20 protein-coding genes and 1 pseudogene are annotated in these 25,138 nt (G+C 36.6%); 10 read left to right on the forward strand and 11 right to left on the reverse strand.

Annotation, left to right across the window (positions count from 1 at the left end; genetic code table 11):
• Positions 1-39 precede the first annotated feature (39 nt).
• The 5 genes from LEP1GSC050_RS15820 (at position 40) to LEP1GSC050_RS15840 (ending at position 8,292) form a co-directional block, all read left to right on the forward strand.
• Positions 40-1,380 carry a TolC family protein gene (locus LEP1GSC050_RS15820; RefSeq protein ID WP_020987241.1) on the forward strand — a complete coding sequence of 447 codons (1,341 nt, stop codon included), beginning with the start codon at positions 40-42 and terminating at the stop codon, positions 1,378-1,380.
• Positions 1,346-4,450, forward strand: coding sequence for an efflux RND transporter permease subunit (locus tag LEP1GSC050_RS15825; RefSeq protein ID WP_010568721.1), 3,105 nt, complete (start codon positions 1,346-1,348; stop codon positions 4,448-4,450). Before LEP1GSC050_RS15820 ends, LEP1GSC050_RS15825 begins: the two co-directional genes overlap by 35 nt.
• Before the next feature lie 67 nt (positions 4,451-4,517).
• Positions 4,518-6,497 carry a heavy metal translocating P-type ATPase gene (locus tag LEP1GSC050_RS15830; protein ID WP_010568722.1) on the forward strand — a complete coding sequence of 660 codons (1,980 nt, stop codon included), beginning with the start codon at positions 4,518-4,520 and terminating at the stop codon, positions 6,495-6,497.
• 275 nt (positions 6,498-6,772) lie between these two features.
• A complete protein-coding gene (locus LEP1GSC050_RS15835; RefSeq protein ID WP_010568723.1) occupies positions 6,773-7,351 on the forward strand; it encodes a hypothetical protein in 579 nt (192 codons plus the stop codon).
• Entirely contained in the window at positions 7,348-8,292 is a 945-nt protein-coding gene (locus LEP1GSC050_RS15840; protein ID WP_010568724.1) for a nucleotidyl transferase AbiEii/AbiGii toxin family protein, read from the forward strand. Before LEP1GSC050_RS15835 ends, LEP1GSC050_RS15840 begins: the two co-directional genes overlap by 4 nt.
• Positions 8,293-8,298: 6 nt before the next feature.
• On the opposite strand, the gene LEP1GSC050_RS20415 is transcribed toward LEP1GSC050_RS15840, so the two are convergent.
• The 3 genes from LEP1GSC050_RS20415 to LEP1GSC050_RS15855 all read right to left on the reverse strand — a co-directional run bounded on the left by LEP1GSC050_RS20415 (position 8,299) and on the right by LEP1GSC050_RS15855 (position 10,892).
• On the reverse strand, positions 8,299-8,730 hold the full coding sequence (locus LEP1GSC050_RS20415; RefSeq protein WP_010568725.1) for an SRPBCC domain-containing protein: 432 nt from the start codon (positions 8,728-8,730) through the stop codon (positions 8,299-8,301).
• A 72-nt stretch (positions 8,731-8,802) separates the two neighbouring features.
• Entirely contained in the window at positions 8,803-10,164 is a 1,362-nt protein-coding gene (locus LEP1GSC050_RS15850) for a protein-disulfide reductase DsbD family protein (protein ID WP_010568726.1), read from the reverse strand.
• A complete protein-coding gene (locus LEP1GSC050_RS15855) occupies positions 10,164-10,892 on the reverse strand; it encodes an arsenate reductase/protein-tyrosine-phosphatase family protein (protein ID WP_010568727.1) in 729 nt (242 codons plus the stop codon). The genes LEP1GSC050_RS15850 and LEP1GSC050_RS15855 overlap by 1 nt, the downstream gene beginning before the upstream one ends.
• Positions 10,893-11,492: 600 nt before the next feature.
• On the opposite strand from LEP1GSC050_RS15855, the gene LEP1GSC050_RS15860 reads away from it, so the two are divergent.
• Together LEP1GSC050_RS15860 and LEP1GSC050_RS15865 are read left to right on the forward strand one after the other, a co-directional pair.
• A complete protein-coding gene (locus LEP1GSC050_RS15860; protein ID WP_010568728.1) occupies positions 11,493-11,885 on the forward strand; it encodes a helix-turn-helix domain-containing protein in 393 nt (130 codons plus the stop codon).
• Complete coding sequence (locus LEP1GSC050_RS15865) at positions 11,870-12,235, forward strand: YnfA family protein (protein WP_010568729.1); 366 nt, start codon at positions 11,870-11,872, stop codon at positions 12,233-12,235. Before LEP1GSC050_RS15860 ends, LEP1GSC050_RS15865 begins: the two co-directional genes overlap by 16 nt.
• Positions 12,236-12,247: 12 nt before the next feature.
• On the opposite strand, the gene arsB is transcribed toward LEP1GSC050_RS15865, so the two are convergent.
• The 3 genes from arsB to LEP1GSC050_RS15880 form a co-directional block, all read right to left on the reverse strand.
• Positions 12,248-13,324 (reverse strand): ACR3 family arsenite efflux transporter, encoded by a 1,077-nt coding sequence (gene arsB / locus LEP1GSC050_RS15870; protein WP_010568730.1) that lies wholly within the window; start codon positions 13,322-13,324, stop codon positions 12,248-12,250.
• A gap of 66 nt (positions 13,325-13,390) precedes the next feature.
• Entirely contained in the window at positions 13,391-13,831 is a 441-nt protein-coding gene (locus LEP1GSC050_RS15875; protein ID WP_010568731.1) for an arsenate reductase ArsC, read from the reverse strand.
• The gene (locus LEP1GSC050_RS15880) at positions 13,831-14,175 is read right to left on the reverse strand and encodes an ArsR/SmtB family transcription factor (RefSeq protein WP_010568732.1); all 345 of its coding nucleotides are present in this window, start codon (positions 14,173-14,175) and stop codon (positions 13,831-13,833) included. The genes LEP1GSC050_RS15875 and LEP1GSC050_RS15880 overlap by 1 nt, the downstream gene beginning before the upstream one ends.
• A 150-nt stretch (positions 14,176-14,325) precedes the next feature.
• Between LEP1GSC050_RS15880 and arsH the strand changes: the two genes are divergently transcribed.
• Together arsH and LEP1GSC050_RS15890 are read left to right on the forward strand one after the other, a co-directional pair.
• On the forward strand, positions 14,326-15,027 hold the full coding sequence (arsH, locus tag LEP1GSC050_RS15885) for an arsenical resistance protein ArsH (RefSeq protein WP_010568733.1): 702 nt from the start codon (positions 14,326-14,328) through the stop codon (positions 15,025-15,027).
• Positions 15,028-15,095: 68 nt separating this feature from the next.
• Positions 15,096-16,289: a circularly permuted ATPgrasp domain protein gene (locus LEP1GSC050_RS15890; RefSeq protein WP_020987247.1), complete on the forward strand. Its 1,194-nt coding sequence runs from the start codon at positions 15,096-15,098 to the stop codon at positions 16,287-16,289.
• Between the two features lie 349 nt (positions 16,290-16,638).
• On the opposite strand, the gene LEP1GSC050_RS21330 is transcribed toward LEP1GSC050_RS15890, so the two are convergent.
• The 5 genes and pseudogenes from LEP1GSC050_RS21330 to LEP1GSC050_RS20705 form a co-directional block, all read right to left on the reverse strand.
• Positions 16,639-16,854 carry a helix-turn-helix domain-containing protein gene (locus tag LEP1GSC050_RS21330; RefSeq protein WP_010568736.1) on the reverse strand — a complete coding sequence of 72 codons (216 nt, stop codon included), beginning with the start codon at positions 16,852-16,854 and terminating at the stop codon, positions 16,639-16,641.
• Complete coding sequence (locus tag LEP1GSC050_RS21015; RefSeq protein WP_010568737.1) at positions 16,844-17,560, reverse strand: hypothetical protein; 717 nt, start codon at positions 17,558-17,560, stop codon at positions 16,844-16,846. The genes LEP1GSC050_RS21330 and LEP1GSC050_RS21015 overlap by 11 nt, the downstream gene beginning before the upstream one ends.
• Positions 17,526-17,837 (reverse strand): HNH endonuclease, encoded by a 312-nt coding sequence (locus tag LEP1GSC050_RS15910; RefSeq protein ID WP_010568738.1) that lies wholly within the window; start codon positions 17,835-17,837, stop codon positions 17,526-17,528. The genes LEP1GSC050_RS21015 and LEP1GSC050_RS15910 overlap by 35 nt, the downstream gene beginning before the upstream one ends.
• Positions 17,838-18,465: 628 nt before the next feature.
• Positions 18,466-19,470, reverse strand: a pseudogene (locus LEP1GSC050_RS21140) (transposase); the annotation flags it as partial.
• 23 nt (positions 19,471-19,493) lie between these two features.
• Positions 19,494-20,948, reverse strand: coding sequence for a transposase (locus LEP1GSC050_RS20705; protein WP_232225741.1), 1,455 nt, complete (start codon positions 20,946-20,948; stop codon positions 19,494-19,496).
• Positions 20,949-21,321: 373 nt separating this feature from the next.
• On the opposite strand from LEP1GSC050_RS20705, the gene LEP1GSC050_RS15930 reads away from it, so the two are divergent.
• The gene (locus LEP1GSC050_RS15930; RefSeq protein WP_010568742.1) at positions 21,322-25,122 is read left to right on the forward strand and encodes a hypothetical protein; all 3,801 of its coding nucleotides are present in this window, start codon (positions 21,322-21,324) and stop codon (positions 25,120-25,122) included.
• Positions 25,123-25,138: the final 16 nt, after the last annotated feature.

Below are 25,138 nucleotides of genomic sequence, written 5' to 3' on the forward strand. Positions count from 1 at the left end.
GCTTTTAGACAGCTTAAGTTTAAAACGTGGAGGTTGGCCGTGTACTGCTATTCATTGGAGAGGAATTTTTACCTCTTTAAAATTATTTTAATAAACAAATTCGTTTTATCGATTATATTTTTTTCTTTTTTCACTGTTCCTAATTTTGCAGTTGAGTCTGTGGAAAAAAAAGCGGTAAAGATTACTATAGAGAGCATTGTTGAAGTTGCTGAACGTAATTCTCCATTGCTTCTCTCTTTAAATTCCGATTTAGAAACCCTATACTTCAGAAAGAAGCAAGAGGGCATGACTCAGAACCCCATTCTATCTATGGATTATGGACAGAGAAAGGCCGCAAACGAGTCTGGTTCGGAATATTCTTTTCAAGTAGAGCAGCCTATTTATTATCCTGGGAGAAAGGAGTTAAAACAACTCTTAGTAAATAATGATTCCAAGATTAAAGAAATACAAGTCATCGAAGCAACAAATTCGGTGCGATTCAATGCGGTAAAGTTCGCATATCGCTATCTCATAGCTGATATAAATAGAAGTCATGTGAAAGAAAGGTTACGCAGGCTTGCTATAATTGAAAATTATATCAGATCTAGACCGTTCATAACTCCCCAGGCGAAAACAGACCTATTCATTTTAGAAAGAAGGATACTGGCTTTAAAGAAACATTTTAATGATTTAGAGTTACTTTCCTCAAAAAATTACGAGGCAATGAATTTTTTTCTTAGATTTGACTCAATTCCCTCTCTCTCTCTTCCCTTTTTTAAAGACGGAATTCGTTTTGACCAAAGTGATCTGGAAAAAAAGGCCATCGACCAAAATCCTCTATTGTTAACTGCCCGAGGAGAGGTGGAGAAAGCCCGGACTGAATACCGCTTGGCTAGTTTGGAAAAATATCCGGACTACTCAGTTGTTGGCCAAGTGGGGGAAGATAAATCAGGGGTTTCAAACCGATATTTCGATGTGGGATTAAAATTCAGGGTTCCAGTATGGGATCAATTTCAAAATAAAATTACAGCTGCAGAGAAAAATATGGATGCAAAGTCGAATAACCTCTTGCAGCAAGAAAACTTAATAAAGATGAATCTTCGGCAAACTATTTTGGAGTATGAAAAATCAAAAGTTAATATTAAATTATTCGATTTGTCTAAGTTGGAAAGAATTGAAAATGATTTAAATTTTGCGGACGCGCAATTTTCTAAGTCTCGTATCCAAATTCTGAGCTATTTAGAATTGGAGAGCCAACTGCACGAGACATATCATTCTATATTGGATGCACAACTAACGCATATAGAAGCTTTTCTTAACCTTCTGTATATCACCAACGAAAAAGACATTATAGGGGTATTAAAAGATGCTGAGCAGACTTTTAAATACAGTTCTAAATAATTCGATTTTATCTATAGGGATCGTATTATTTCTTTTTATTTATTCTTTCTTTAATCTTAAGAAAGTATCGATAGACGCTGTGCCGGATATTACGAATGTCCAGGTTATTGTAACTACAAATACCGGACCGTTAGATCCAGAGAGGGTAGAGAAGTTGGTTACATTTCCACTAGAAACAGAATTGATGGGTTTGCCTAACTTGATCGATATTCGTTCTGTCTCTAAATTCGGACTTTCTAACTTAACTTTAATCTTTAAAGAAGGTACGGATATTTATTTGGCAAGGTCTCTCGTATTAGAAAGATTATCGAGTGCCAAAAATAAACTTCCTGTAGGTGTTTCTTCGGAAGTCGCACCTAACTCTACAGGTTTAGGTGAAATCTTTTTCTATTCAGTTCAAGCTAAATCCGGTTCTGAATTAGAAAAGATGCCGGAAGAGAAGAGACTATTATATCTGAGAACTGTTCAGGATTATATAGTCCGTCCTCAATTGAAATCTATGGTCCCAGGTATTGTCGAGGTGGATTCAAACGGTGGATTTGAAAAGGAAATACATATCGATTTAATTCCTTCTAAGATGGCAAGATGGGGACTTACTATAGATAAACTGATCTCGAATCTCTCTACATTAGGAGAAAATTTTAGTGGGGGAATCATCTCAAAGGAAAGGGAAATTGCGATCGTTAGGATAAATGGGATAAAAAACAATTTGCGGGAAATTGAAAAAATTCCTGTGCAAAGAATGGCTAGCGGAGGAGCCATACGTGTATCCGATATTGCCGAGGTAAAAGAGCACGGTAAATTCAGGCTTGGAGGAGCGACCGCTGGAGGAAAGGAAATAGTTCTTGGAACGGCGTTAATGCTAAGAGGCGAGAATAGTGAAAGGGTCAATGACGAACTTAATCAAGCCATTCATAAACTAACTCTTCCTCAAGATGTGGAAGTAATTGTACTTTTGGAGAGATCCTTTCTAATAAACGCAACAATAGATACGGTATTAAAAAATCTAGGAGAAGGAGCGATTCTTGTAATCATTACGCTATTCTTCATTCTTAGAAATTGGAGAGCAGCTTTAATCGTAGCTTCTATAATTCCTGGTTCCATGCTATTGGCATCCTTAGGCATGAAATACTTTGGAATCTCTGCAAACTTAATGAGTCTAGGAGCAATTGATTTTGGTTTGTTGGTAGATGCCTCAATTGTAATTGCTGAAAGCGTATTATCTAGATTTGAAAAGCAATCCTATTCCAATAACGCAGAGAAGAGACAGATAATTTTTCAATCCTCAATCGAGGTTTTGAAACCTGTGACATTTGGAATTATTGTTATTATGTTGGTATATCTTCCAATTTTGAGCTTGGACGGTATTCCTGGGAAGATGTTTCGGCCAATGGCAGAGACAGTACTATTAGCATTAGGATTTAGCTTGATTCTTGCTATTTTCTTCCTTCCCCCCTTGCTGTATTTCTTTATGACTCCGAACAGTAAGAGTATTCATACTGAAAAAGAAAGTAAGTTCGTGACATGGTATCGAAATTTTTTACCAAAAATGTTGGAAAGGCCTAAGATGATTGCTTTCTCTTCATTGTTTTTCTTTCTTCTTACAGGATTTTTATACACTCGTTTAGGGACTGTGTTTTTACCGAAACTTACTGAAGGCGACTTGATGCTTGTTATTGTCCGAGAGGGTAATGTAAGCTTAGAGGAAAGTATTAAAGAACAGAAAGAGGTTGAGAAACTACTTTTAGCTCTACCGGAAATTCAAGGAGTTTTCTCAAGGGTAGGAACGAGTTCTGTAGCCAATGATCCCATGGGACCGTTTAACGCGGATACTTTTATTATTTTAAAAAAGGAATCTCTGCCGGATCTGTTAGCAACTGAAAAATGGGAAGCCTTTTTAGATAAAATACATACAACTGTATCTGAAAAATTTCCAGAGTCGGAGTTAACTCTTAGTCAGCCATTGGAGGCACGATTTAACGAATTAATGGAAGGGAGTCGGGCTGATATCAGCGTGAGGATTTTAGGTAAAGATCTGAACGTATTATTCGAATTACAAGAATCATTAAAGAATACGTTAGAGAATATTCAAGGTGCCGAAGAAGTAGAGCTGGATCCGATTATGGCTTTGAGAAAGGCTAAGGTAATCGATATCGTTCCGGATTTAGTTAAATTGAATTATTATGATGTTCCTTTGCCTTCTTTGAACGCATCTATTGAAGCAACGATGAGCGGTTTCGAAGTAGGCGGTTACTATGAAGAAGAATTGAGATTTCCAATTAAAATGTGGCTTTCTGAAGATTTCCGAAATAGCGAAAAAGAAATCTCAAACATAAACATCGGCACAGAAGACGGCGGAATGATTCCGATTAGTTTATTGTCTACAATAGAAAAGACAGAGAAGGTGATGACAATTTCTCGAAACCAAGCGAGGCGTTTCGTTGCAGTTTCAGTGAATTTAAGAGGCAGAGATTTAGAGAGCTTCTATGAAGAAGCTAAAGAAAAAGTAAATTCTCTACAAATACCGCAAGGATACTCTATATTTTGGGGAGGGCAAATAAAAAATTTGGAAAGTGCTAAGACTAAACTATTGGTAATTATTCCTTCGACACTTTTCATGATATTCGTTGTACTTTACATGGGTCTTGGGTCATTCCGACAAGCAATACTTGTATTTTTCTGCGTTCCATTTGCCTTAACTGGAGGAGTATGGTTTCTGTTCTTACGAGGAATGGCTCTGAGCGTGTCTGCATACGTAGGTTTTATCGCATTATCAGGAATTGCAGTGTTGAACGGATTGGTAAAGTTAGACACAATTCATCGATTAAGAGATAATCCTAAAGTGACCGTGGAAGAGGCTGTAACTGAAGGGGCAACGAGTAGAATCAGACCTGTCGTTATGACCGCACTTGTTGCTTCCTTCGGTTTTCTACCGATGGCATTTGGATCAGGGCTTGGCTCCGAAGTCCAGAAACCTTTAGCAACAGTAGTAATCGGAGGGATCATTTCATCAACGATTCTTACCTTGATCATCTTGCCCGTATTCTACTATTGGTTGGAGAAAGAATGATGAGCTTGTTCGAACAATATTTAATTCTACAGTCAGTTGTGTTTTCAAATAAAGAGGGTTTATAAAAATGCAGAAGTTCCCCAATTTAGAAATAAATAAAGAAAAATCATGTTGTTCCGATGAAATGGAATGTCTGAGTAATCGGTCTTCGAATGAAGAAATGGACATATCAAGTTCTTCAAATAATTTAGATTATCAAACGTTTTTTCCTGTGGTCGGTTCCCTTGTCCTCTTGGGTATGGGAATAATCTTTGATTACTATTTTTCTGCATGGTTTTATGGTTGGGTCAGATTTGTTTGGTATTTAATAGCCTATATCCCAGTTGGCCTTCCTGTTTTAAAAGAAGCTGTAGAATTAATTTTTAAAGGTGAGGTGTTTACAGAATTCTTATTGATGAGTATCGCCACAATGGGGGCATTTTATCTTTCGGAATATCCTGAAGGAGTAGCGGTTATGCTGTTTTATTCTGTAGGAGAAATATTTCAAACACTTGCGGTAAAAAAAGCAAAATTAAATATCAAACACCTTTTAGATCAGAGGCCAGATATTGTAAATGTAATTGTCGGTTCTGATATCAAAGAAAAGAAAGCTTTTGAAGTTGCCATCGGAGAAATAATTCAACTCAAAGCTGGTGATAAATTAGCTCTTGATGGAGTTTTAGTTTCAGAGGTGGCAAGTTTTAATACCGCTGCTCTGACTGGCGAAAGTAAGCCAGATACAAAAAGAGAAGGCGAAGTAGTGCTCGCAGGGATGATCAATCTCGGTAGTCTTGCTAATATTAAAGTTACTACCAGTTACAAAGACAGTAAACTTTCAAAAATTTTACAATTGATGGAAGACGCTGTTAGTAAAAAAGCTCCTACTGAAAAATTCATTCGTAAATTTGCAAAGATATATACTCCCGTTGTTGTATTTCTTGCGACAGCTATTTGTACAGTGCCTTATTTTTTCGTCGAAGGATTTATTTTTAATCAATGGTTTTACAGAGCATTGGTGTTTTTGGTTATTTCTTGCCCATGCGCTTTAGTTATATCGATTCCGTTAGGTTATTTTGGTGGAATTGGGGCAGCGTCAAAGAACGGAATTTTGATTAAGGGATCAAATTTTTTGGATGTGATTGCTTCAATTCAGAACGTAGTTATGGATAAAACCGGAACTTTGACAGAAGGTGTATTTGAAGTTCAGGAAGTGAATATTAAAGCCGGTTTTGAAAAAGAAAAGATTCTGGATTATGTTAACGCCATAGAGAGTAAATCTACTCACCCCGTAGCTACTGCAATTCACGATTTCGTTGGTAAGGTCAATGGCAATCTTATATTAAAAGATGTTGGAGAAATTCCAGGTTACGGTATGCGGGCCATCATAGATGAAAGTGAAATTTTAGTTGGTAATTTCAGATTATTAGATAAATTTAAAATTACCTATGATATAGATCCTTCAATTTTTATTTCTACGGTGATTGTCATAGCTATAGAGAAAATATATGTCGGCTATATTACTATTTCAGACAAAATTAAAGAAGATTCGGCAGCCGCGATACAAGACTTACAAAAGTTGAATGTAAAAACGATTATGTTAAGTGGTGATAAATCATCCGTGGTGAGTTTCGTCGCTGGCAGAATCGGAATTGACGAATTCCATGGAGATCTTTTGCCGGAAGATAAAGTGGAAAAAATTAAGCTGATTAAAACCCAAAATGAATCAGTTGCTTTCGTTGGAGATGGTATTAATGATGCCCCTGTAGTCGCTTTAAGTGATGTAGGAGTTGCTATGGGGGGACTCGGCAGTGATGCTACAATAGAGATATCTGATATAGTAATTCAAGATGATCAACCGAGAAAAATTCCAATGGCAATTCGAGTGGGACGGGCAACTAAACGTATTGTTTGGCAAAATATAAGTTTAGCTTTCTTTATAAAGGCTATCGTGCTAATACTTGGGGCAGGCGGAATGGCAACAATGTGGGAAGCAGTTTTTGCAGATGTGGGGGTATCTTTCTTAGCAATTTTGAATGCTATTCGAATTCAGAGAAAGAAATTTTATTAATTGCAAACGATATCGCGAATTTAAAAATACTTATGAAATGATTTTCCAGATTCATTTGGAGTAGATTCTTACGTGAGTCAACAGGTGCTTCCCCATAATGGGCAATCTGTCTCATATACCAGCCCCCAAGACTTGAACGATCAACCACATAGGTAACACTTTAAAACCGCTAATACTTGCAATAAACCTGGCTTTGTCGTTTATTCTTTTCAAAAAGTGCATGAATTATTACAAAAAATGTTGACGCTTTTTTGACAGAACGTCTAAATAATATCATGAGTCTTCACACCCTAAAACTCCACTTGAAGCCCGGAAAGGTTTATCGGCGCAGTGATTTACTTTCTTTTTCACCTAGTGTTGATCGTGAATTAAAACAACTGGTTAAAGAGGGATTTTTACGAAAAGTCCGAACTGGCCTATATTCACGTCCTAGGCTTAGTAAATTTGGAGAAGTTCCCGCAGAACTCCCTCAGTTGGTTGAGAAATATCTTAAAACTAAGGATTTTCTCTTAGTTGATCACAATTCTTTAAATGGTATAGGCTTAGGACTAACTCAACTCTATAATGAGTTTACAGTGTATAATCTAAAGCGACATGGCCGAGTAGAACTTGGTGGATTGAAGTTTAATTTTAAGCGCAGGCCAGGATATCCAAGTGCAACAAATTCGGAATTCTTAGTGGTCGAGTTTATGAATGAGCGTAATGCGCTTGCCGAGAATCCAGTTAATTTAACGGAACGTTTGCAAGGTGCAGTAAACAAACTCAATAAGAGCCGACTTAAGAAATATGCTGATAACTTCGGTAAAGTTGCTGTTAAGAAAGAACTCAACGAATTGTTATCCAAAATTCCGTGACTAAGCCTTTTATTCACCAAGACAATGAATGGAAAAATCTAATTCAGATTGTTTCCGAATCTAAGAATATTATTCCAACATTGATCGAGAAAGATTATTGGATCATGCATGTACTATGGTCTTTAACTGATTCAGATTTAAGCTATTTTATGAAAGGCGGAACTTCTCTTTCGAAGGCTTACCACGTTATTGACAGGTTTTCCGAAGATATAGATTTATTGATAGAAGATGAATCTATGAAATCTAAAACGTCTCGGAAAGATAAGTCAGTCGCGAATGTAAAAAAGAGGGAAAAATTCTTTAACGGTTTAGTGGAACAAATTAAAGTCCCTGGATCCGCAATTATTTATCGAAACAATGAGTTCGATAGTGATTATCTAATTAACGCAGGTATTACAGTATCTTATCCATCCTTGCAAACTAGCCAAGGGGTTAAACCTGGGATTCTTCTTGAAATAGGTTTTGATAACGTAGAGCCGTGGGAAGAAAAAACCGTCTCCTCTTGGATTATCGATTTCTTAGAGAAAACCGGACAGTTAGAAAAGTATTTTGACAATCGGGCTCTAAAGGTCAGGTGCTATCGTCCGGAATATACGTTTGTTGAAAAACTTCAGGCTATTTCGACAAAATATAGGAAGCTTATGGCCGGGGAAGACCCTTCAAATTTCGCTAGGCACTATTATGATATTCATAAGCTGCTAAAGCTGGAGGAGATTCAAAAATTTATAGGAACGGAAGAGTATCAAAAGCACAAGAAGGAAAGATTTCGCCCTGAGGATGAAAAAAACCTGACGAAGAGTGAAGCATTTATTCTTAGCGATTCAACTCGACGAAAGCAAATCGAAGAACGATATGAAAATACAAAAGCTCTTTATTATGGAGAGGCTCCGACGTTAGAGAATATCATAGACGATCTAAAATCATTTTTACCAAGCTTATGATATTATCTATAGATAGACTCTTCTTCCTCTGAGTCCTCGTGCTTTATTATAGCTAAATAAATAAGTTCGCCATGGTTTCCAGTAATATTCTTTCCATCCCTTTTTGATTGATTCGTATTTATTTTCCGGTAAACCATCGTGAACCAATGTTACAACGCATCCATCTATACGGTCTTCAAAGGATAAGAGACAGATAGAATCTAAGTCGGATCTGTCCCAATCCGATCCTCTCCAGATTTGTACGATTTTCCTTCCTGGTTTAATCATTAAGAATTTACCTCGAACATATCCGTTTAGGGAACTCATATCCCCTCCCGTGACAGGGTCTATGTGGGCGAAATACTCTGTGGATTCACTGTGTAACCTGGAATCCATATACAAGTTATAAATGGTTTCAGCAGAAGCCGAAAATTTCACTTTCTGGATAATTGTTTTCATTTCTATACCCGGAGTTATTAAAAGTTTGATATAGGCGTTAATTTATTTTTAGTTTAACGCCTACTTGGTTATTTAGTTTTCTATAGATTGTATCATTTCCTGAATTTTCAGATAATCATTGGTCTTAAATATAAGGTTCTTATTATGATCAAATACCGCAAAGAATGGAAGACCCAATTTTAGCTCTGCAAGTTTGGGATCGCTTAGATAGTTTGTGAATTCTTCATCATGGTCCATGACTTTGTATAGCGTTGCCTTTTGCAGACCTGAATTTAGGACTGGATTGCTTTGAGTCATTTTCTTGAACTCGACACAATTGGTACACCAATCTGCATAGAAATCGATAAAGACTTTTTGATTATTCATCTTAGCTACTTGAAACGCATCCTCTTTGCTACGGAACCAGGTAAGATTTCCTTCTTTAACGGTTTGGAAATTACCTGGGTTCTCGTTAGATAATAAGGGAGTGGTCGATTTCAATTCCGAATGGAATAGGATGAACACTCCGACTAAAGCTCCACAGATCGTAAGAGATTTTTTCATTCTCTCTGTTTTAAATACCTCCGGATTTTGAAATAAGTAAGTGGACAGGAGAACTATAGCAAGCCCGCCGATAATACTTAAAGATTCCTTATTCGTAAATCCGAATCCAATCATGGCTTTTTCATAATATGAGTAAGAGTAGTATAGTACCAAAGCTCCTAAGGAATATTGTATCCACTTCATCCATCTACCTGATTTAGGTAGAGAGATTCCGAAAGCTCCTATGAGTAGAAACGGAATTCCTACCCCAAATCCAAAGAAAAGCATCTTAAGAGCGGCGATGGAAACAGACTGAAATGAAACAGTTTCTATTGAAGTTGTGATCTGTAATAGAATAGATACTACTATCGGACCTATGCAAGGAGAGGAAATCAATCCCGCACCCATCCCGAGTAAAAAGGTACCTAAAAAGCCTGTATTGGACCTTGTCGTCATCTCCCTTCCACCAAAGAAAGGAAGCATGACCAATTCCATTGCACTTAAGCCTAAAATAAAGATGAAGCTTGCGATGATCAGGTTTGTTTCTGGGAGTCTTAAAATGGAATTAAAAGCTCCTCCTGTAAACCCAGCTATGAACCCGAATCCCATATACATAAAGGCAAGACCCGAATAATAAACAAGTGGATGGCTCCAACGTCTAGAATTCACGCTTCGTTTCTGGATGATAGTTACCGTAATCGGATAGAGAGGGTAGGTGCAAGGCAGGAGGCTTGCTAAAATTCCTCCGATAGATAGAACGATCAAAGAAGAAAATGAGATCGAATTTCCAACAACCTGGGATTCAACCCAGGTATTTAGATTACTAATGACATCTCCGCCGGATTGAGCAAATAAACTGCCGGAGGATAGAAAAAATACAAGTAAGGGAAATAGAATAGCTCTTGCTTTCATTACTTCAAATTCTCTTTTACTAAAGCGAATAGTTTGAACATTTCTCTGGATATATCTTTTAACCTTTCATCATATTTAGCTTCTTCTTCCGGAGTGTTATCAAATTCTTTTGGATCTTCAAACGGAAGACTGATTCTAATAACAGCTCCTTCCACATTCGGACAATTTTTATCTGCTTGAGAGCAGGTAAGAACGGCTGCAAAATTAGAATTTGGATTTTTGCTATCCGAATATTTTTTAGAGTAAGCAAGGAAAGTTGGAAGAGGTTTGCCTAAATTAACTTTATACTTTGGATTCTTTGATTCGTCGTTAGTAGAAATATCGACTCCAGCTTTTTGTAAGGCTTTGATCGCTCTCGGATTAAATGCAGTAGCTTCAGTTCCTCCCGAATATGTTTCGACACCAGGAATATCATAGTAGATAGAAGCGGTCTTTGCCATAATTTGAGACATATGGCTTCTTCTTGAATTATGGGTACAGATAAATACCAGATTTACTTTTTCTTTAGCTTTGATTTTAGAAGTGATGAATAAGGCAAGTTTATTCAGATTTGTATTTCTATCCTCTGGAATAGATCCGAATTCCTTCGTAATTGTTGATCCGAATTGTCCTAATTTCGGATTTAATTTTGAAACATCAGCAGATAAAAAATTCGGAACGAGTAGAATTAGGTAAAGCAACAATCCCGTTGCCGTTTTTATTAATTTATGTGTGAATGAGTTTCTCATTTTTGTTCTCCTTAGATTTATGAATTGGTCAATTGTTGGAATCTATCATTGGGCACACGGCTTTTGATATATTTGTATATCGTAAATATACGATAATATTCGTAATCTAAATCGACAAAATTATTGTTAAGTTTTGATTACAGATGAACTGGGAAAGGAGAATTTTAGTATACGGCATCGTTTAGATGCCGATTGAAAGTGCTCTTTAGGATCTTAAATAGCTTCGAATAATATTTTTATAAGTCAATAGCGACTTTAACTATTTATATTTTCAGTTTTACACGAGCAATTAATTGAGCATGCGTGCTGCCTTTTTCTAAAATACCAAAACATAATTAGCATAAGGCTAACAATTAGCCCTATTATTCCTGCAATTTCCGATATTCTAAAAAACAAGGATAAACTTGAAATTCCAGTAATTCCAATAATAAATGGAGCTAAACAGCAAAGCCCGCACAACCCAATTCCAAGAACTGAGAACTTACTTGCCCATGCTAACAAAGGATTCATTTTTTTTGACATTTTTTGCCTCTAAATTATTTTTGTTCAGTCTAAACCGTGGAGTTAGCTCCACTGTCAATAGGGGCTCGAGAAAAAATTATGCTCATCGGAGATTTGGTTAGGAAGACTGGTATCTCTCGGGATACCATACGCTACTATGAAAAGGAAGGGTTGTTCAAAAATTGCTTAATTTTACGTCGTGATAATAATTACAAAGAATACTCTACTGACGTATTAGAACAACTTGATCTAATACATACCTTGCGGAATTTAAATTTTCCTATTTCTGATATTGCTGAGTTAATTCGGAGCAGACAATTTAATTTAGTTGAGTGTGAAAATCTGTCCGACACGCTTGATAAAAACATAAAAAAAATAGATTTACAGATCATATCCTTACTCGACCTTAAAAATAAATTGAACAAAATTAAGAATGACTGTTCACCTAATTGTACTTATACAAATAAAATGCCGTCATGTATATCATGTTGAAATCTGAAATTTTTATAACATATATAAAGCCCACTTTAATCTTTATTCTGGCGGGGCTTTGTGAGATAGGAGGTGGTTATCTAGTATGGCTTTGGTACAGAGATAATAAATCTCTGGTTTTGGGTATTTTCGGATTTATCATACTTGCCCTTTATGGAATCATTGCAACTTTTCAGCCTGCAAATTTTGCACGGACCTACGCAACTTACGGAGGCATTTTTATCGTAATGTCACTTATCTGGGCTTGGAAATTCGATAATTTTGTCCCGAATAAATATGATTTAATCGGGGCTATCGTAGCATTAATTGGAGTTTTTATTATATACTTTTCTCCAAGAGAATCTCTTTAAATTATTTGTTTGTTACGCAGCACTATTTGTTGAATAATATTTCTTACGAATCCATTGAGCTGCATTAACTAGCAAAATTAAAGCAGGGACTTCTACTAAGGGTCCGATCACTCCTGCAAAAGCTTGACCACTGTTAATTCCAAATACTCCGATCGCGACTGCAATAGCTAATTCAAAGTTATTCCCTGCTGCGGTAAAGGCGACCGAGGCACTCTGGGAGTAATCGGCTCCAGAAATTTTACCGATAAAAAAACTAACTAAGAACATAACAACGAAATAGATCACCAAAGGAATAGAGATCAAAACCGCATCCATCGGGATTTGAATAATCAATTGTCCTTTTAGACTAAACATAACTACGATTGTAAACAGTAATGCAACGAGCGTAATGGGTGAAATTATAGGGACGTATTTTTCCTGAAACCAAACCTCACCCTTAATTTTGATTAATAGATAACGGCTAATAATTCCTGCAAGGAAGGGGATGCCTAAGTATATACCGACGCTTTCCGCTATTTGACCTATAGTGATAAAAACTTCTAATCCTTGGATTCCGAATAGCGGCGGAAGAATCGTGATAAAAACATAAGCATACACGCTGTATAATAAAACTTGGAAAATACTGTTTAATGCAACTAGTCCGGCCGCATATTCTCGACTTCCATCCGCAAGCTCGTTCCAAACAATTACCATTGCTATGCAACGAGCAAGTCCAATAAGAATTAAACCGATCATGTATTCTGGGTGTCCGTTAAGAAAAGTAATAGCGAGAATAAACATGAGGATAGGACCAATGACCCAGTTAAGTAAAAGTGAGGCGCTTAAAACCTTAACATTTCTAAATACTTCCCCCATGTTTTCGTAACGAACCTTTGCTAAAGGTGGGTACATCATTAGAATCAATCCGATGGCTAAGGGAATATTTGTTGTTCCTTTGGAGAATGAATTGATAAAAGTAGCAACATATGGGATGAAGTTGCCTAATGCAACACCGATCCCCATTGCTAAAAAGATCCATAGAGTTAAATATCGATCTAAAAAACTTAATTCTTTCTTCTTGATCGCAGGGTTACAGTTTTGTACGCTCACGCTATTTTCTCCATTATCATCCGGTGTTTTCGGTTTATAAGATCTAATTCCTAATATAGCTTGAGGCTAAAAGGAATTGGTTTTATAAAGTAGATGTTTTTGCGCGAATTCTTCGGAATACTTTCTGATTTGTTCTCGAACATCTCTAAATTTATTTAAAACGTCTTCTTCCGTGCCGGTGGCTTTGGCAGGATCAGGAAAGTTTTGGTGAAACCTTTCGGCTTTAGAGGGAAAATAAGGGCAATGCTCTTGGGCATGATCGCATACAGTTATAATGTAATCGAACTCGACATCTTTATATTCATTAATATGATTCGAGGTATGCTTTGATATATCGATCCCGGCTTCTTTCATGACTAAGATCGCTTTTGGATTCACTCCATGAGTCTCGATTCCGGCGCTGTAAATTACCGCTTTATCTTTTGCATAAACGCGAAGCCAACCTTCGGCTATTTGGCTTCTACAACTATTTCCGGTACATAATACGAGAACATTTGGCTTTTTCATCAACAACAGTCCTTCTTGCTTCTAGGTTTATGTTTCTTAATATTGGAAAAGAATTCTTTATAGCTCTCTTGAAATCTTTCTAGATTTTCCCAATTGATACAGTAACAGGATTTGGTTCCTTCTATTTCCCCTGTTATTAGCCCAATCTCTTTTAGTTCTCGTAAATGTTGAGAAACGGTGGCTTGAGCAAGAGGTAGGACCTCGACGATTTCTCCACATATGCATTCTTTTCGTTCTGCTATAGTGTTTAGAATTGCGATTCTCGCCGGATGCGCGATTGCTTTTGCAAATTGAGCTAGATTTTGCTCTTCAATTTCAAATTCTGCTTTTTTATTTAGAGCCATTATTATTCATCGTATTTTTACGATTAAATTTGTCAATATTCTTTCTGGTCGCAACAGATTGATATACTTTCGAATCTATGCACTGTCTAAATGTTGATTATTATTTTAATAGTATCGAAATAGATTCTTAGATAAATTTAGGGGAGTAATATGTATTTAGATGCTCAGGCATTTGAATTAAAGGGAGATAGGAGTTCCATATACTCTTCAGCTCATCCTGCAAAAATTCTAGTTCTGTATGGCTCCCTTCGGGAGCGTTCTTATAGCCGTTTGCTCGCTGAAGAAAGTGCGAGAATTCTTACCCAATTCGGGGCAGAAGTTAAAATTTTTAATCCAGATGGACTTCCTGTTTTTGATAACAATCGCTCTGCCAGTCACCCGAAGGTGCAGGAGCTAAGAAGCCTAAGTCTTTGGTCGGAAGGACATGTTTGGTCTAGCCCGGAAATTCATGGGAATTTATCCGGTGTTTTTAAAAACCAAATCGATTGGATTCCTTTAGCCTTGGATGCTGTTAGGCCCACTCAAGGAAGAACCCTTGCCGTAATGCAAGTATCCGGAGGGAGTCAGTCCTTTAATGCCGTAAATAGTATGAGAATACTTGGACGTTGGATGAGAATGATTACGATTCCGAACCAATCCTCAGTAGCACAAGCGTTTGACGAGTTTAACGAAGATGGAACGATGAAACCTTCTTCTTATCGAGATAGGGTCGTAGACGTTTTAGAAGAACTAATGAAATTCACATATCTGACTCGTGATTTTTCAGATTTCCTCGTCGATCGATATAGCGAAAGAAAAACAAGCGGCAAGAATACAGTTTACAAGGCTCTTAAAGATCAGGGATTAAAATGAATGCCAACACTTCCATTAGTGAATTCTTGAATAAAAGCTGTTCTTGCTCTACGCTGGATAAGAGCGTTATGGAAACAGAATTTTCTATTTTCTCTCAAACGTTAGAAAGGAAGAATCTTTGGGAAAATTTTTATTCAGAGACACCATCTTTTATAAGTTCTTCTGAAGTTGCTGAGATGAAAGAAGTTCTTCACTCGATTCGCAGAACTATTCAGTTACCCAATGTAAAAAAGGAACTCTTAAAGAACCATCCTAGATTATTGAAAGGTAAAGAGAGTGAAGGAGGAGTCTTTTTAAGTTTGGATTTTCATAAGACTCCATCGGGTCCCAAGTTGATCGAGATCAACACAAATGCTGGTGGCGCTTTTTTACAGTTAATGCTTATGTCTGCCCAGATTAGATGTTGCAAAGCCGTGGACATAGCCCTTCCGAGTATTGAAGAGATTGAAAGATTAAAAAACAAATTCCTATCCATTTTTATTGAAGAATGGAAAACTGCCCATCGTTCTGGACTTCCTCAACTGATTGCGATAGTAGATGAAAATCCTAAAGATCAATTCTTATATCCAGAATTTATTTTCTTTCGAGATTTATTTCGATCCCAAGGCATTGATTCAGAAATACTATCTCCAGAGCAGATTCAAATGAAGGATGGAAAGTTATATTATAAAAAACGACAAATCGATCTTATTTATAATAGGCTAACTGATTTTCATCTGACTGAACGAACGAATTTGGATATTTATACAGCTTGGAGAGAGGATGAAGTTGTTCTTACGCCGAATCCTTTGGATTATGATCTTTATGCGAAGAAATCAAATTTAACGATTCTCTCTAATGATGAATTCCTTAAAACTGCTGGGGCCTCGGATTCGGATTTAAAAGTTTTGCAACGGGCTATTCCAAAATCCGATATTGTAAATACTGAAAAATCAGATGATATCTGGAATAAAAGAAAAAACTTTTTCTTTAAACCGAGAGAAGGCTTCGGAAGTAAGGCTGCTTACTATGGCGGTAAATTGACGAAAGGAAAGTTTGAAGAAATTTTAAAAGGAAATTATATTTATCAAGAATTTGTGCCACCATCTATACGAGCGACTTCTATTTCCGGCACTCAAGTGGAAATGAAAATGGATGTAAGAGCCTATATTTATAAAGATGAGATCCTTCTTTTGGCAAGCAGGCTATACCAAGGGCAGACTACGAATTTTAGAACTCCAGGCGGAGGATTTTCTCCTTTATATGTGATTCCAGATCTATGATGAAAATCTATTCTCTTTAAATCGGCTTAGGACAATTGGATCTCCAAAAATTTCAATGGATTCTATTTCGCTTAGATTAAATACATTGTATAAATTATGGATCTCAAGTAAGACGAGCTCATTTTTTTTGATCGAAGAGTCTAAAAAATCTTTTATGCTTCGAGGTTTATCAGAAAACTTTCTAAACATTCCAATGTTTGTTCTAAGATTGAAAGTTGTAACTCGAATTACCTTGAATTGAAAATTTCGCAGGAATTTCCTAATTACTTTAATTCGCAAATTTACAGGGACAAGTTCACTTAGAAAGATTCTGTCGGAAATTGAATAGTTTCCTGATTCTGTTTTCTCATTATTCTTCATTCAAGTTGGTAAAGAAGTATTCTGGCGGTTTCTTGTAAATTTTCAGTAGTTTAATAAAAATATCCATAGGGATTCGTTTTTTCCCCGACTCTATCTTAGACATATAGTTCGGGCTTTTGTTAATCACTTGGCAAACTGCTTCTTGCGTTAGGTTTGAATCCAATCTTGCCTGTCTTAGTCTATCTGAAAATTTTTTATATTTCAATGGTAGAGTGTCCTTTTTGATTGATTGAGTTCTTTCGAAGCAATTGTAATCCGGAAATTACATTGAAGTAGGTTTGCTCCCAAGGGTTAGCTCGAAAGTTATTGAGGTTTCGTTTGCAGTGCCGAAATGCTAAGTCCCATTTATTGTAGTCTTTGGCTATATGGATAAAATTACTGAAATCAAAATGTCGCCTTTGTTTGGATGCACATAGATACCATTTTTGGGGCCTATAAGTTCGATCGTTATCTCGAAGATCCCTTGCGTAACAGTTAATTCTGTTAATTTTGATCTTGGCAGCCTGCATGAAGACGGGATTTAACTTATGCTCAATAGTTCGTGTGGCGAGTGAGTCTATAATCTTTTTAAGATATTCTTCTCGTTTGAAAGAGAATTGATAAAAAACAAATTGCTGCAAAATGTTCTTAACTTGAATGGATCTAAATTTCCAATATGGTGAATCAAAGAATAATTTTGAATTATTGATCCCAATATTAGGATAAAGATGTTTTGAGTTGATTTTATAGCAATCATGCCAATCTATCCAAGGTTTTAGTTCCTTGAGCTCTCTTTCTGCGGCTGCGATTTTGAAATTCAAAGTGTCACATATCTTTTTTACATACCAATAAGGAATGTTTATCTCAAATAAGCTCTTTGGTGCTTGGTGCGATTTTCTACTTCTTTTTTTTCTGAGAGATAATAAGCCCATGCTTAAGTCCTTTGAATTTAATAATGTCTGCAGCTAAATTGATAATTTCTTCTTCAGTGTAGAAGCGTTTGAGTTTTGCAAGAGGCTCGACAACGAAGCAAATATTGATAAATTTATGTTCCCCTCCTTTTCTCAGGGGAATGATATGTTCAGCATTCGTATTTTCCGGCTCGAGATTCCGACCGGTCAGATAGCATTTCCAGTTCTGAAGTTCCAATAGCTTATAGAAGTCTTTGGCGACAAATTTATATTTACTGTTTCCGGGGTTAGATTTCATTATTGCTAACCCGGCTTGATGGTTTCTTATACTTTCTAAACTTCGTGTATAGGATGAGCGGGAGATCTTTCTTTAAGATCTTAATATAGAAATTAATTCGTCGGTCATAATAGTTGTAACCGACTCGTCTTCGAACAATCAGCTTTAGTTTTAGCCAGCGATTGAGTATTGTTGTAGCTGTGTGCTTATGAAGACTTAGCTCTTCGCAAATTTGATTGACTGAGCATTGATTCCCTTTTGTTTTTTCATGCTGAACGAAGTGCCATATCTTCTGTGAAATTTTTTGATATTCTAATTCACGATTTCTTTGGAATCGTTTTATATTGTTTTCTTGCCAAAATCGGTTATATGATAGGAGTTCTTTCTTATTCCTTTTGGTTTCTTTTTCAATTATATCTAAAGGATTGAGAATTCCATATCCAGTGTGACTTAAAATCTTCGGAACTGATTCAAGCGGTTGAACTTTGTATGAGTTTTCACTTAAGGAAATTTGGAGCCAATTTTCAGTTCTTTTACTTTGGATTTTCCGGACAAATCCTTTCCTCTCCTTCCGAACCGCTCCTTGTTCCGTCGCTCTCGTACCAGAGAGAAAAGCATCCCTACTCAAACAAGAATCATCACCACTAACCGACTCAACTAATACATCCAGTCCGAATACATTAGCATTTTTAATGAATGAAAACTCATTCAGATACAACTGTGAATACTTTGGAGTAATGTATCCATAAGATGCAAAGGCCGTCTTAAGAACTCTATGATTTCCTTCTGCTACTTGATTGTGGACTCCATTCTTACTCCAACGATTACGAGCAAATCTGAACCTATTATCTTTTGATCTTGCAGAGTGATTTACACTTCTATGATTCCTGTAAATTCCCCAAAGCCAAGGATAGCCTTGATCTGTAAAAAGTGGAGTGGTAATAGGCAAATATTCTTTGATTAAAGGTCCAAGAGTCTCAGCTTTTTGATTAGGGACAGAAGAGAAGAATACCGGTCCTTGTTTGATTGCTATAGTCTGAACCAGAGTTCCGATTTGTTTCCCACCAAGCTTTTCTGAAAGATAGATAGAAGAAGTTTGTCCTCTGTGGCTGTATCTTTTCCTACCTTGGCTTGCTCTTTCACCCGCAGAGTATAATACAGCAGTGTCTACGCATACGTAGGGCCTCTTTGCCATGATCTTAGTGATGTCTCTATTCTCATTTGGAGGTAATAGGAAGTCTTTGAACTGATCATTTAAGGCTTCGTAGGTGAGCTTCTTATACTTTGGTAATTGATCGGAACAGAAGAGTTGGAATCTTCTCTTGAGCAGACTAGCGGCATTATATCCTATTCTTAATTTCTTACTTAGTTCTGTTGCAGTTACTACCTTTGGATATTGAAGCAGTGATTCATAAAGGATGTAGCCAAACATCCATATTGGTAGTTTAAAGTGATGTAGAGGAGTGTAACTTAGTCTTGATATTAAATATCTACATTGAGGACATCTAATTAGATCTGGTCTTGTGCTGATTTCTTTATCTAAGATTCTCTCATTACACTCAGGTGTTGGACAGTGTTTCGGATAGAAGTCATTGAGTATCTTCTTGGTTATCTCAGTGAAGTAGTCTGTGTTGAGTGCTGGGTTGTGGTGTTTTGGTAGGCTTGTTGGGAAGAATTCTATACTTGAAGTTTTTCTAATTTTAGAGCGAGGGGGGAGCGAGCGGTTCTGGATTGGAGGAAAGGTGGTCCTCGGTTCGGATTCCGAGTATTAAATGAATAGTTATCCTTTCCCTCCAATCCGAACCGCTTTCCCAGACTCCCCCCGGCTCTCGGAGGAAAGGGATGACTATTCCGATAAGAATTATCACTTTCTCCCGACTCAAGCAACACATCTAAACCGAATACACCGGCATTTTTAATGAAACTAAATTCATTCAGATACAATGTTGAATACTTGGGATGAATCCACCCATAAGAAGCGAATGCGGTTTTTAAAACTCGATGGTTTCCTTCGGCTACTTGACTATGAACCCCACTCTTACTCCAGCGATTCCTTGCCCATCTATATCGATTATCCTTAGATCTTGCAGAATGATTTACGCTTCTATGATTTCTATAGATTCCCCAAAGCCAGGGGTATCCTTGATCGGTGAATAGGGGAGTCGAAGTCGGTAGATGATCTTTAATGATCGGTCCTAGAGTTTCAGCTTTTTGATTTCTAACAGACGTGAAGAAAACGGGACCTTGTTTAATTGCGATTGTTTGTACAAGAGTTCCAACCTGCCTTCCACCTAGTTTTTCAGAAAGATAGATAGAAGAGGTTTGTCCTCTATGACTATATCGTTTCCTACCTTGATTTGCTCTTTCTCCAGCAGAGTATAAAACGGCTGTATCTACGCATGTATACGGCCTATTAGCCATTTTGTTGGAAATGTCAGTATTCTCATTAGGAGGTAGTAAGAAGTCTTGGAATTCATTCTTTAAGGCTTCGTAGGTGAGGTTTTTATATTTAGGTAGCTGTTGAGAGGAGAAGAGTTGGAATCTTCTCTTGAGTAGGCTTGCTGCTTTATATCCTATTTTTAGCCTTTTACTGATCTCAGTTGCGGTGAGTACCTTAGGGTATTGAAGAAGAGATTCATAGAGAACGTATCCGAACATCCATATAGGAAGTTTGAAGTGATGAAGGGGTGTATAACTTAGACGAGAAGTTAAATGGCGACATTGAGGGCACCGTATTAAGTCAGGTCGAGTGGAGATTTCCTTATCTAAAATTCTTCCCTTACATTCAGGAGTCGGGCAATGCTTGGGGTAAAAGTCATTTAGGATTTTCTTGGTGGTTGCTGTGAAGTATGGGATGTTGATTCCTGAATTGTTTCTGCGGATATGTGTAATAGAGGGGAGGCTTTGCTTAGAATTAGTATAATTACTGTTAGGTGAATTTAGAGATAGGGATTTGCAAAGGTTTTTCTTAGTCTCTTTTGGTTGGATTTCGCGGAAAAAGGGCCTGCAGTTCGGATTCGACCTAAGGGATATAGAGATTTCAGACCAATTTAGGGAAATTGTCGGAGATTCGTTAAAAAGACGGTTTTTTTGTAGAGTACTTGCAGGATTGATAATGTTTGAAATTTGCATGAATGTTCCCTAAAAGGACGGTTTTCCCTTTTTTCGGAATTTGGTCGAGAAGAAAATGGTGGGTAACTGCAATCAGGATAGATCAACCTATTCTCGTTATGGATGAGATTATTTCTATTCTAGAAAACGACCAATTCGGTACTGCTGATATGCTATATAGATTAATACGATTATTTAGCCAATTCGAAGTGGCAATAATTTATGATATTCGTTTGATGAGCTTTCATCCGGCTAACACTTTATAATATATGATCTAAGCATTAAAAAATGAGTCAAAGATTAAAGAAATTCATAGTATTATCTTTTTATTCGAAAAGCAATGAGAAAAAGGAATTAGCAGCTTCATGATTGTAACTACGTTAGAGTGCTTGATATGTTAGAGATTACTAGTAAAGACATCGGATTTCTGAATGGCGAAGACCTTCGAGAGTTAGTCGGTTTACTTTGTGAAGCTGAGATGCTTCAGAGAGGCATTTCAACCGTCGGAATTACTTGGGGAGGTAAGCAGAACTCTCCAGATGGTGGAATCGACGTCAGAACAAATATTTTATTAGAAAATTTCACTAATGAATACATCCCGAGACAAGCAACTTGTTTTCAAATAAAGAAATCGAAAATGCCTCCCTCATCAATTAAAAAGGAAATGTCCTCTACGGGAATTCTTAGAGAATCAATCAAAGAATTAGCTAAAGAGAGTGGCGCCTATATAATAGTTAGCGGGTCAGATTTTTTGACTGATTCTGATTTAAAAAAACGTTTAACAGAAATGCATGATACGGTATCGGGACTAGAATTCTACGAAAACTTAAAACTCGATTTTTATGACCAAGGTCGTCTTGCTAGTTGGGTTCGTTCTCATCCTTCTATAGTCCTTTGGGTTAGAAATAAAATGGGTCGGCCAATGCAGGGTTGGAAGCCATTTGATAATTGGTCAAACTCACCGGGAGGAATCGACGAAGAATTTCTTATAGATGATAGGATTAGAATTAATTATTCTAATCGAATTGAAATGACAGCTATAGAGGGAATTAATAGTATACGAAAACTATTAATTACACCGCGTTCAACGCTACGCCTTGCCGGTTTGTCCGGTGTAGGGAAAACTCGCTTACTTACGGCATTATTTGATGAGCGAATTGGAGCGAGACCTTTAAATCGATTGCAAGTATACTATACAGATTTAGGTGACGAGCCGGAGCCGACTCCGTTGCAGTTTCTCAATCAATTAATTTCATTTAAGCTTCCGTTTATATTGATCATCGATAACTGTCCCTCTGATCTACATAAGAAACTTGCCTCAAATTTCGCTGCGCTAGAAATTCTTGGAAGTTTAATAACTGTCGAATATGATATAAGGGAAGATCTCCCGGAAGATACGGATGTCTATAAGCTAGAACCAGTTTCCGTAAATCTAATCGAGAAACTTCTATCTAATCGATTCGTTTATATTAATCCAGTAAATATTCGAAACATAGCTGAGTTTTCGGGCGGAAATGCTCGTATGGCTATTGCTCTTGCAAAAACAATTGATAAAGATAAAATTGCTGAACTTAGCGATGAGAACTTATTCGAACGTCTTTTTTATCAACGCAACCACAGAAATTCGAATTTATTGAAATCAGCAGAAGTTTGCTCTCTCGTATATTCTTTTGATTCCAGAACAGCAAAACAGAAGAATATTGAATTAGCATTATTGAGTAAACTAGCCAATAAGTCGGTTAACGAATTGTTTGAAGATATTGCGGAGCTTAAAAGGAGAGATTTAATTCAGCAGCGCAATATATGGAAAGCGGTCTTACCCCAAGCAATAGCAAACAAATTAGCGCTTAGGGCGTTAGAGTCAATTCCGGTTGAATATCTATTAGAAGTCTTCGAAAATGGAGGCTCCAAAAGACTTTTAATATCCTTCTCTAGGAGGCTAAATTATTTACACGAAAGTGAAATTGCTTTTGCGATCGTTAAAAAATGGTTCTCGCCAAATGGTTTTTTTTATCCATTAAATAGTTTAAGTCGTTTAAATAGTCTAAAACTTGAAATACTAATCAATATTGCGCCTATTGCTCCAAGTTTGACACTTGAAGCGATAGAGGAGATGGCAAGCGAAAAATTAGAATATAATTACCTATCTACCTTGCCATACCGATTTTATAGACTTCTGGATCTTTTGAAATCGATCGCGTACGATTCGGAATTGTTTGAGCGATGCGCTTACTTACTTTATAGATTTACTTTAATCGAAGATGACCACTTTGGAGAAGGAGGTAATGCATCCACTTTTTTGGATTCTTTATTTTATTTGGAATACTCCGGTACACATGCTCATCCGATACAAAAACTTAATTTCATAAAGAGGCTGTTCTCCACGAATGACTTTGGCGATCATTATATTGGTAATTCATTGTTGTCAAGAGCACTAATGACGGGGAATTCAGCCAATCTTCATTCGCATTTCGGCTTCGGGGCTAGAGTAAGAGATTACGGCTATTCTCCGAAGAATCGAGATGATGTAGAATTTTGGTATAAATTATTCTTAGATTTTGCTATCTTAATTGCCAAAAGCACTCTTTTGATAAGCGAGAAAGTTAAAAAGACTCTGGCCTGCCGATTTGAAGACCTTTGGAATGAAGGGCTCATCGGCGAGGAAATGGAATTTGAAATAATAAAAATAAGTAATATACTGTTTTGGAGTGATATTTGGATTTCAGTTTATAGTATGTTAGGCAAAAGTAGGAATGAAATACCTACGGAAAGTTTTACTCGGTTACTGAAGCTTGAAATTTCTTTACGACCTGTCAACTTAGCCGATCAAATTCAGATCTTCCTGCCTTCAGATAAAAGATTATTCCTAAACGTGAATGAAAAAAAATTCTTCGACCAACAGGCTGAAACGATTGGAAGATTGGCAAGTGCCGAGGAGAGAATTCTTAAACAATTTTTGTCTCGACTAAGTACGAGAAATGATTTCGAACTCTATCATTTTGGAATAGGAGTTGCGAACGGTTGTTTGAATCCTATTGTAACCTGGAAGTTACTATGCAAATGGTTTGCTATCCGCAAAAGAGCTAAATTTGAGGTTCTTTGTGGCTTTTTACATTGTTTATCTAAGAATAACCTCCCATTAGTGAATTCGATCTTAGACGAATTTTTATCCACAAAATGGTCTTACGATATATATCCTTTTTTACAATTTGCAATTTCTTTAGATGAAAATGGAGTAAAACGTCTGAAGGCTTTTCTTGATACAGGGAATGTTCGCCCTGAAAGTTTGTTAGGCTTAAAGGAAAAAATAGGAGATCCAATTTCCAATATAAATGCAATTTCAGATTTAATATTAAAAATATCGGATTTACAGAAAGGATTGGCTGTAGCTATAGATATTTATACTAGTTTGATGAAAAATGAACAACTCAATGCTGACCCGCAATTGAGAATGATCGGTGAAATCTTGTTAGTAAAAATCAAATTTGAAGACAAGCATGAATTTGACAAATGTGCTTTTACAACAATAGTTGAATACAGTTTATCTGGCAAGAATGCCCAAGAAATAGCAGATATGCTATGCAAAAGAATTTTCATGGCCTTATTGAAAAAGAAAGTTTCATACGAATATTGCGATCGAACTCTAAGACTCATAGCAGAAAAACATCCAGTAATATTCATTCAGAATTTTGCAAACGAAAATCAAATACTTAACGAAAGAATGCATCGATATTTTCTTCGTCCTTGGATTAATAATCCCTTTTCTTCAATTGATCCGCAGCAGTTACTCGATTGGTGTTCGGTAAATGTATCAGTGAGGGTCTTGATTCTTGCTGAATTAATTTGTCCGTATACTATGAATGAAGATAAGAAAGAATTACGATGGACTAACCTTTCTTTATCTCTCTTAGAATTAGCGCCAGATCCGGTTATTTTGTTAAATAAATATACAAAGTTTTTTAATTCCTATTATTGTTTGAAATTGAAAGATGAGAACTTATCCGACTGCATGCAAAAAAGATTAACATTAATTTCGCAATTAAAGCGAAGCTATAATGGTGCGATATCTGACTGGTCTATCCGTGCTGAGTCAATATATGAACGGTTAATACAAAAGAAAAAGGAGGAAGAAAGAGTAAGGAAAGAAATTAACAATATAAGATTTCATGGATTCGAATCGGACTATGAATATTGAAATCTCCTTAAAGATC

Source organism: Leptospira broomii serovar Hurstbridge str. 5399, assembly GCF_000243715.2.
Classification (GTDB): Bacteria; Spirochaetota; Leptospiria; order Leptospirales; family Leptospiraceae; genus Leptospira_B; species Leptospira_B broomii.

Excerpts from the sequence above, each read along its gene's own strand:
- LEP1GSC050_RS15825 (WP_010568721.1), top strand. The coding sequence starts at position 1,346 with ATGCTGAGCAGACTTTTAAATACAGTTCTAAATAATTCGATTTTATCT.
- LEP1GSC050_RS15830 (WP_010568722.1), top strand. The coding sequence starts at position 4,518 with ATGCAGAAGTTCCCCAATTTAGAAATAAATAAAGAAAAATCATGTTGT.
- LEP1GSC050_RS15835 (WP_010568723.1), top strand. The coding sequence starts at position 6,773 with ATGAGTCTTCACACCCTAAAACTCCACTTGAAGCCCGGAAAGGTTTAT.
- LEP1GSC050_RS20415 (WP_010568725.1), bottom strand. The coding sequence starts at position 8,730 with ATGAAAACAATTATCCAGAAAGTGAAATTTTCGGCTTCTGCTGAAACC.
- LEP1GSC050_RS15850 (WP_010568726.1), bottom strand. The coding sequence starts at position 10,164 with ATGAAAGCAAGAGCTATTCTATTTCCCTTACTTGTATTTTTTCTATCC.
- LEP1GSC050_RS15855 (WP_010568727.1), bottom strand. The coding sequence starts at position 10,892 with ATGAGAAACTCATTCACACATAAATTAATAAAAACGGCAACGGGATTG.
- LEP1GSC050_RS15860 (WP_010568728.1), top strand. The coding sequence starts at position 11,493 with ATGCTCATCGGAGATTTGGTTAGGAAGACTGGTATCTCTCGGGATACC.
- LEP1GSC050_RS15865 (WP_010568729.1), top strand. The coding sequence starts at position 11,870 with ATGTATATCATGTTGAAATCTGAAATTTTTATAACATATATAAAGCCC.
- LEP1GSC050_RS15875 (WP_010568731.1), bottom strand. The coding sequence starts at position 13,831 with ATGAAAAAGCCAAATGTTCTCGTATTATGTACCGGAAATAGTTGTAGA.
- LEP1GSC050_RS15880 (WP_010568732.1), bottom strand. The coding sequence starts at position 14,175 with ATGGCTCTAAATAAAAAAGCAGAATTTGAAATTGAAGAGCAAAATCTA.
- arsH (WP_010568733.1), top strand. The coding sequence starts at position 14,326 with ATGTATTTAGATGCTCAGGCATTTGAATTAAAGGGAGATAGGAGTTCC.
- LEP1GSC050_RS15890 (WP_020987247.1), top strand. The coding sequence starts at position 15,096 with ATGGAAACAGAATTTTCTATTTTCTCTCAAACGTTAGAAAGGAAGAAT.
- LEP1GSC050_RS21015 (WP_010568737.1), bottom strand. The coding sequence starts at position 17,560 with ATGGGCTTATTATCTCTCAGAAAAAAAAGAAGTAGAAAATCGCACCAA.
- LEP1GSC050_RS15910 (WP_010568738.1), bottom strand. The coding sequence starts at position 17,837 with ATGAAATCTAACCCCGGAAACAGTAAATATAAATTTGTCGCCAAAGAC.
- LEP1GSC050_RS20705 (WP_232225741.1), bottom strand. The coding sequence starts at position 20,948 with ATGCAAATTTCAAACATTATCAATCCTGCAAGTACTCTACAAAAAAAC.
- LEP1GSC050_RS15930 (WP_010568742.1), top strand. The coding sequence starts at position 21,322 with ATGTTAGAGATTACTAGTAAAGACATCGGATTTCTGAATGGCGAAGAC.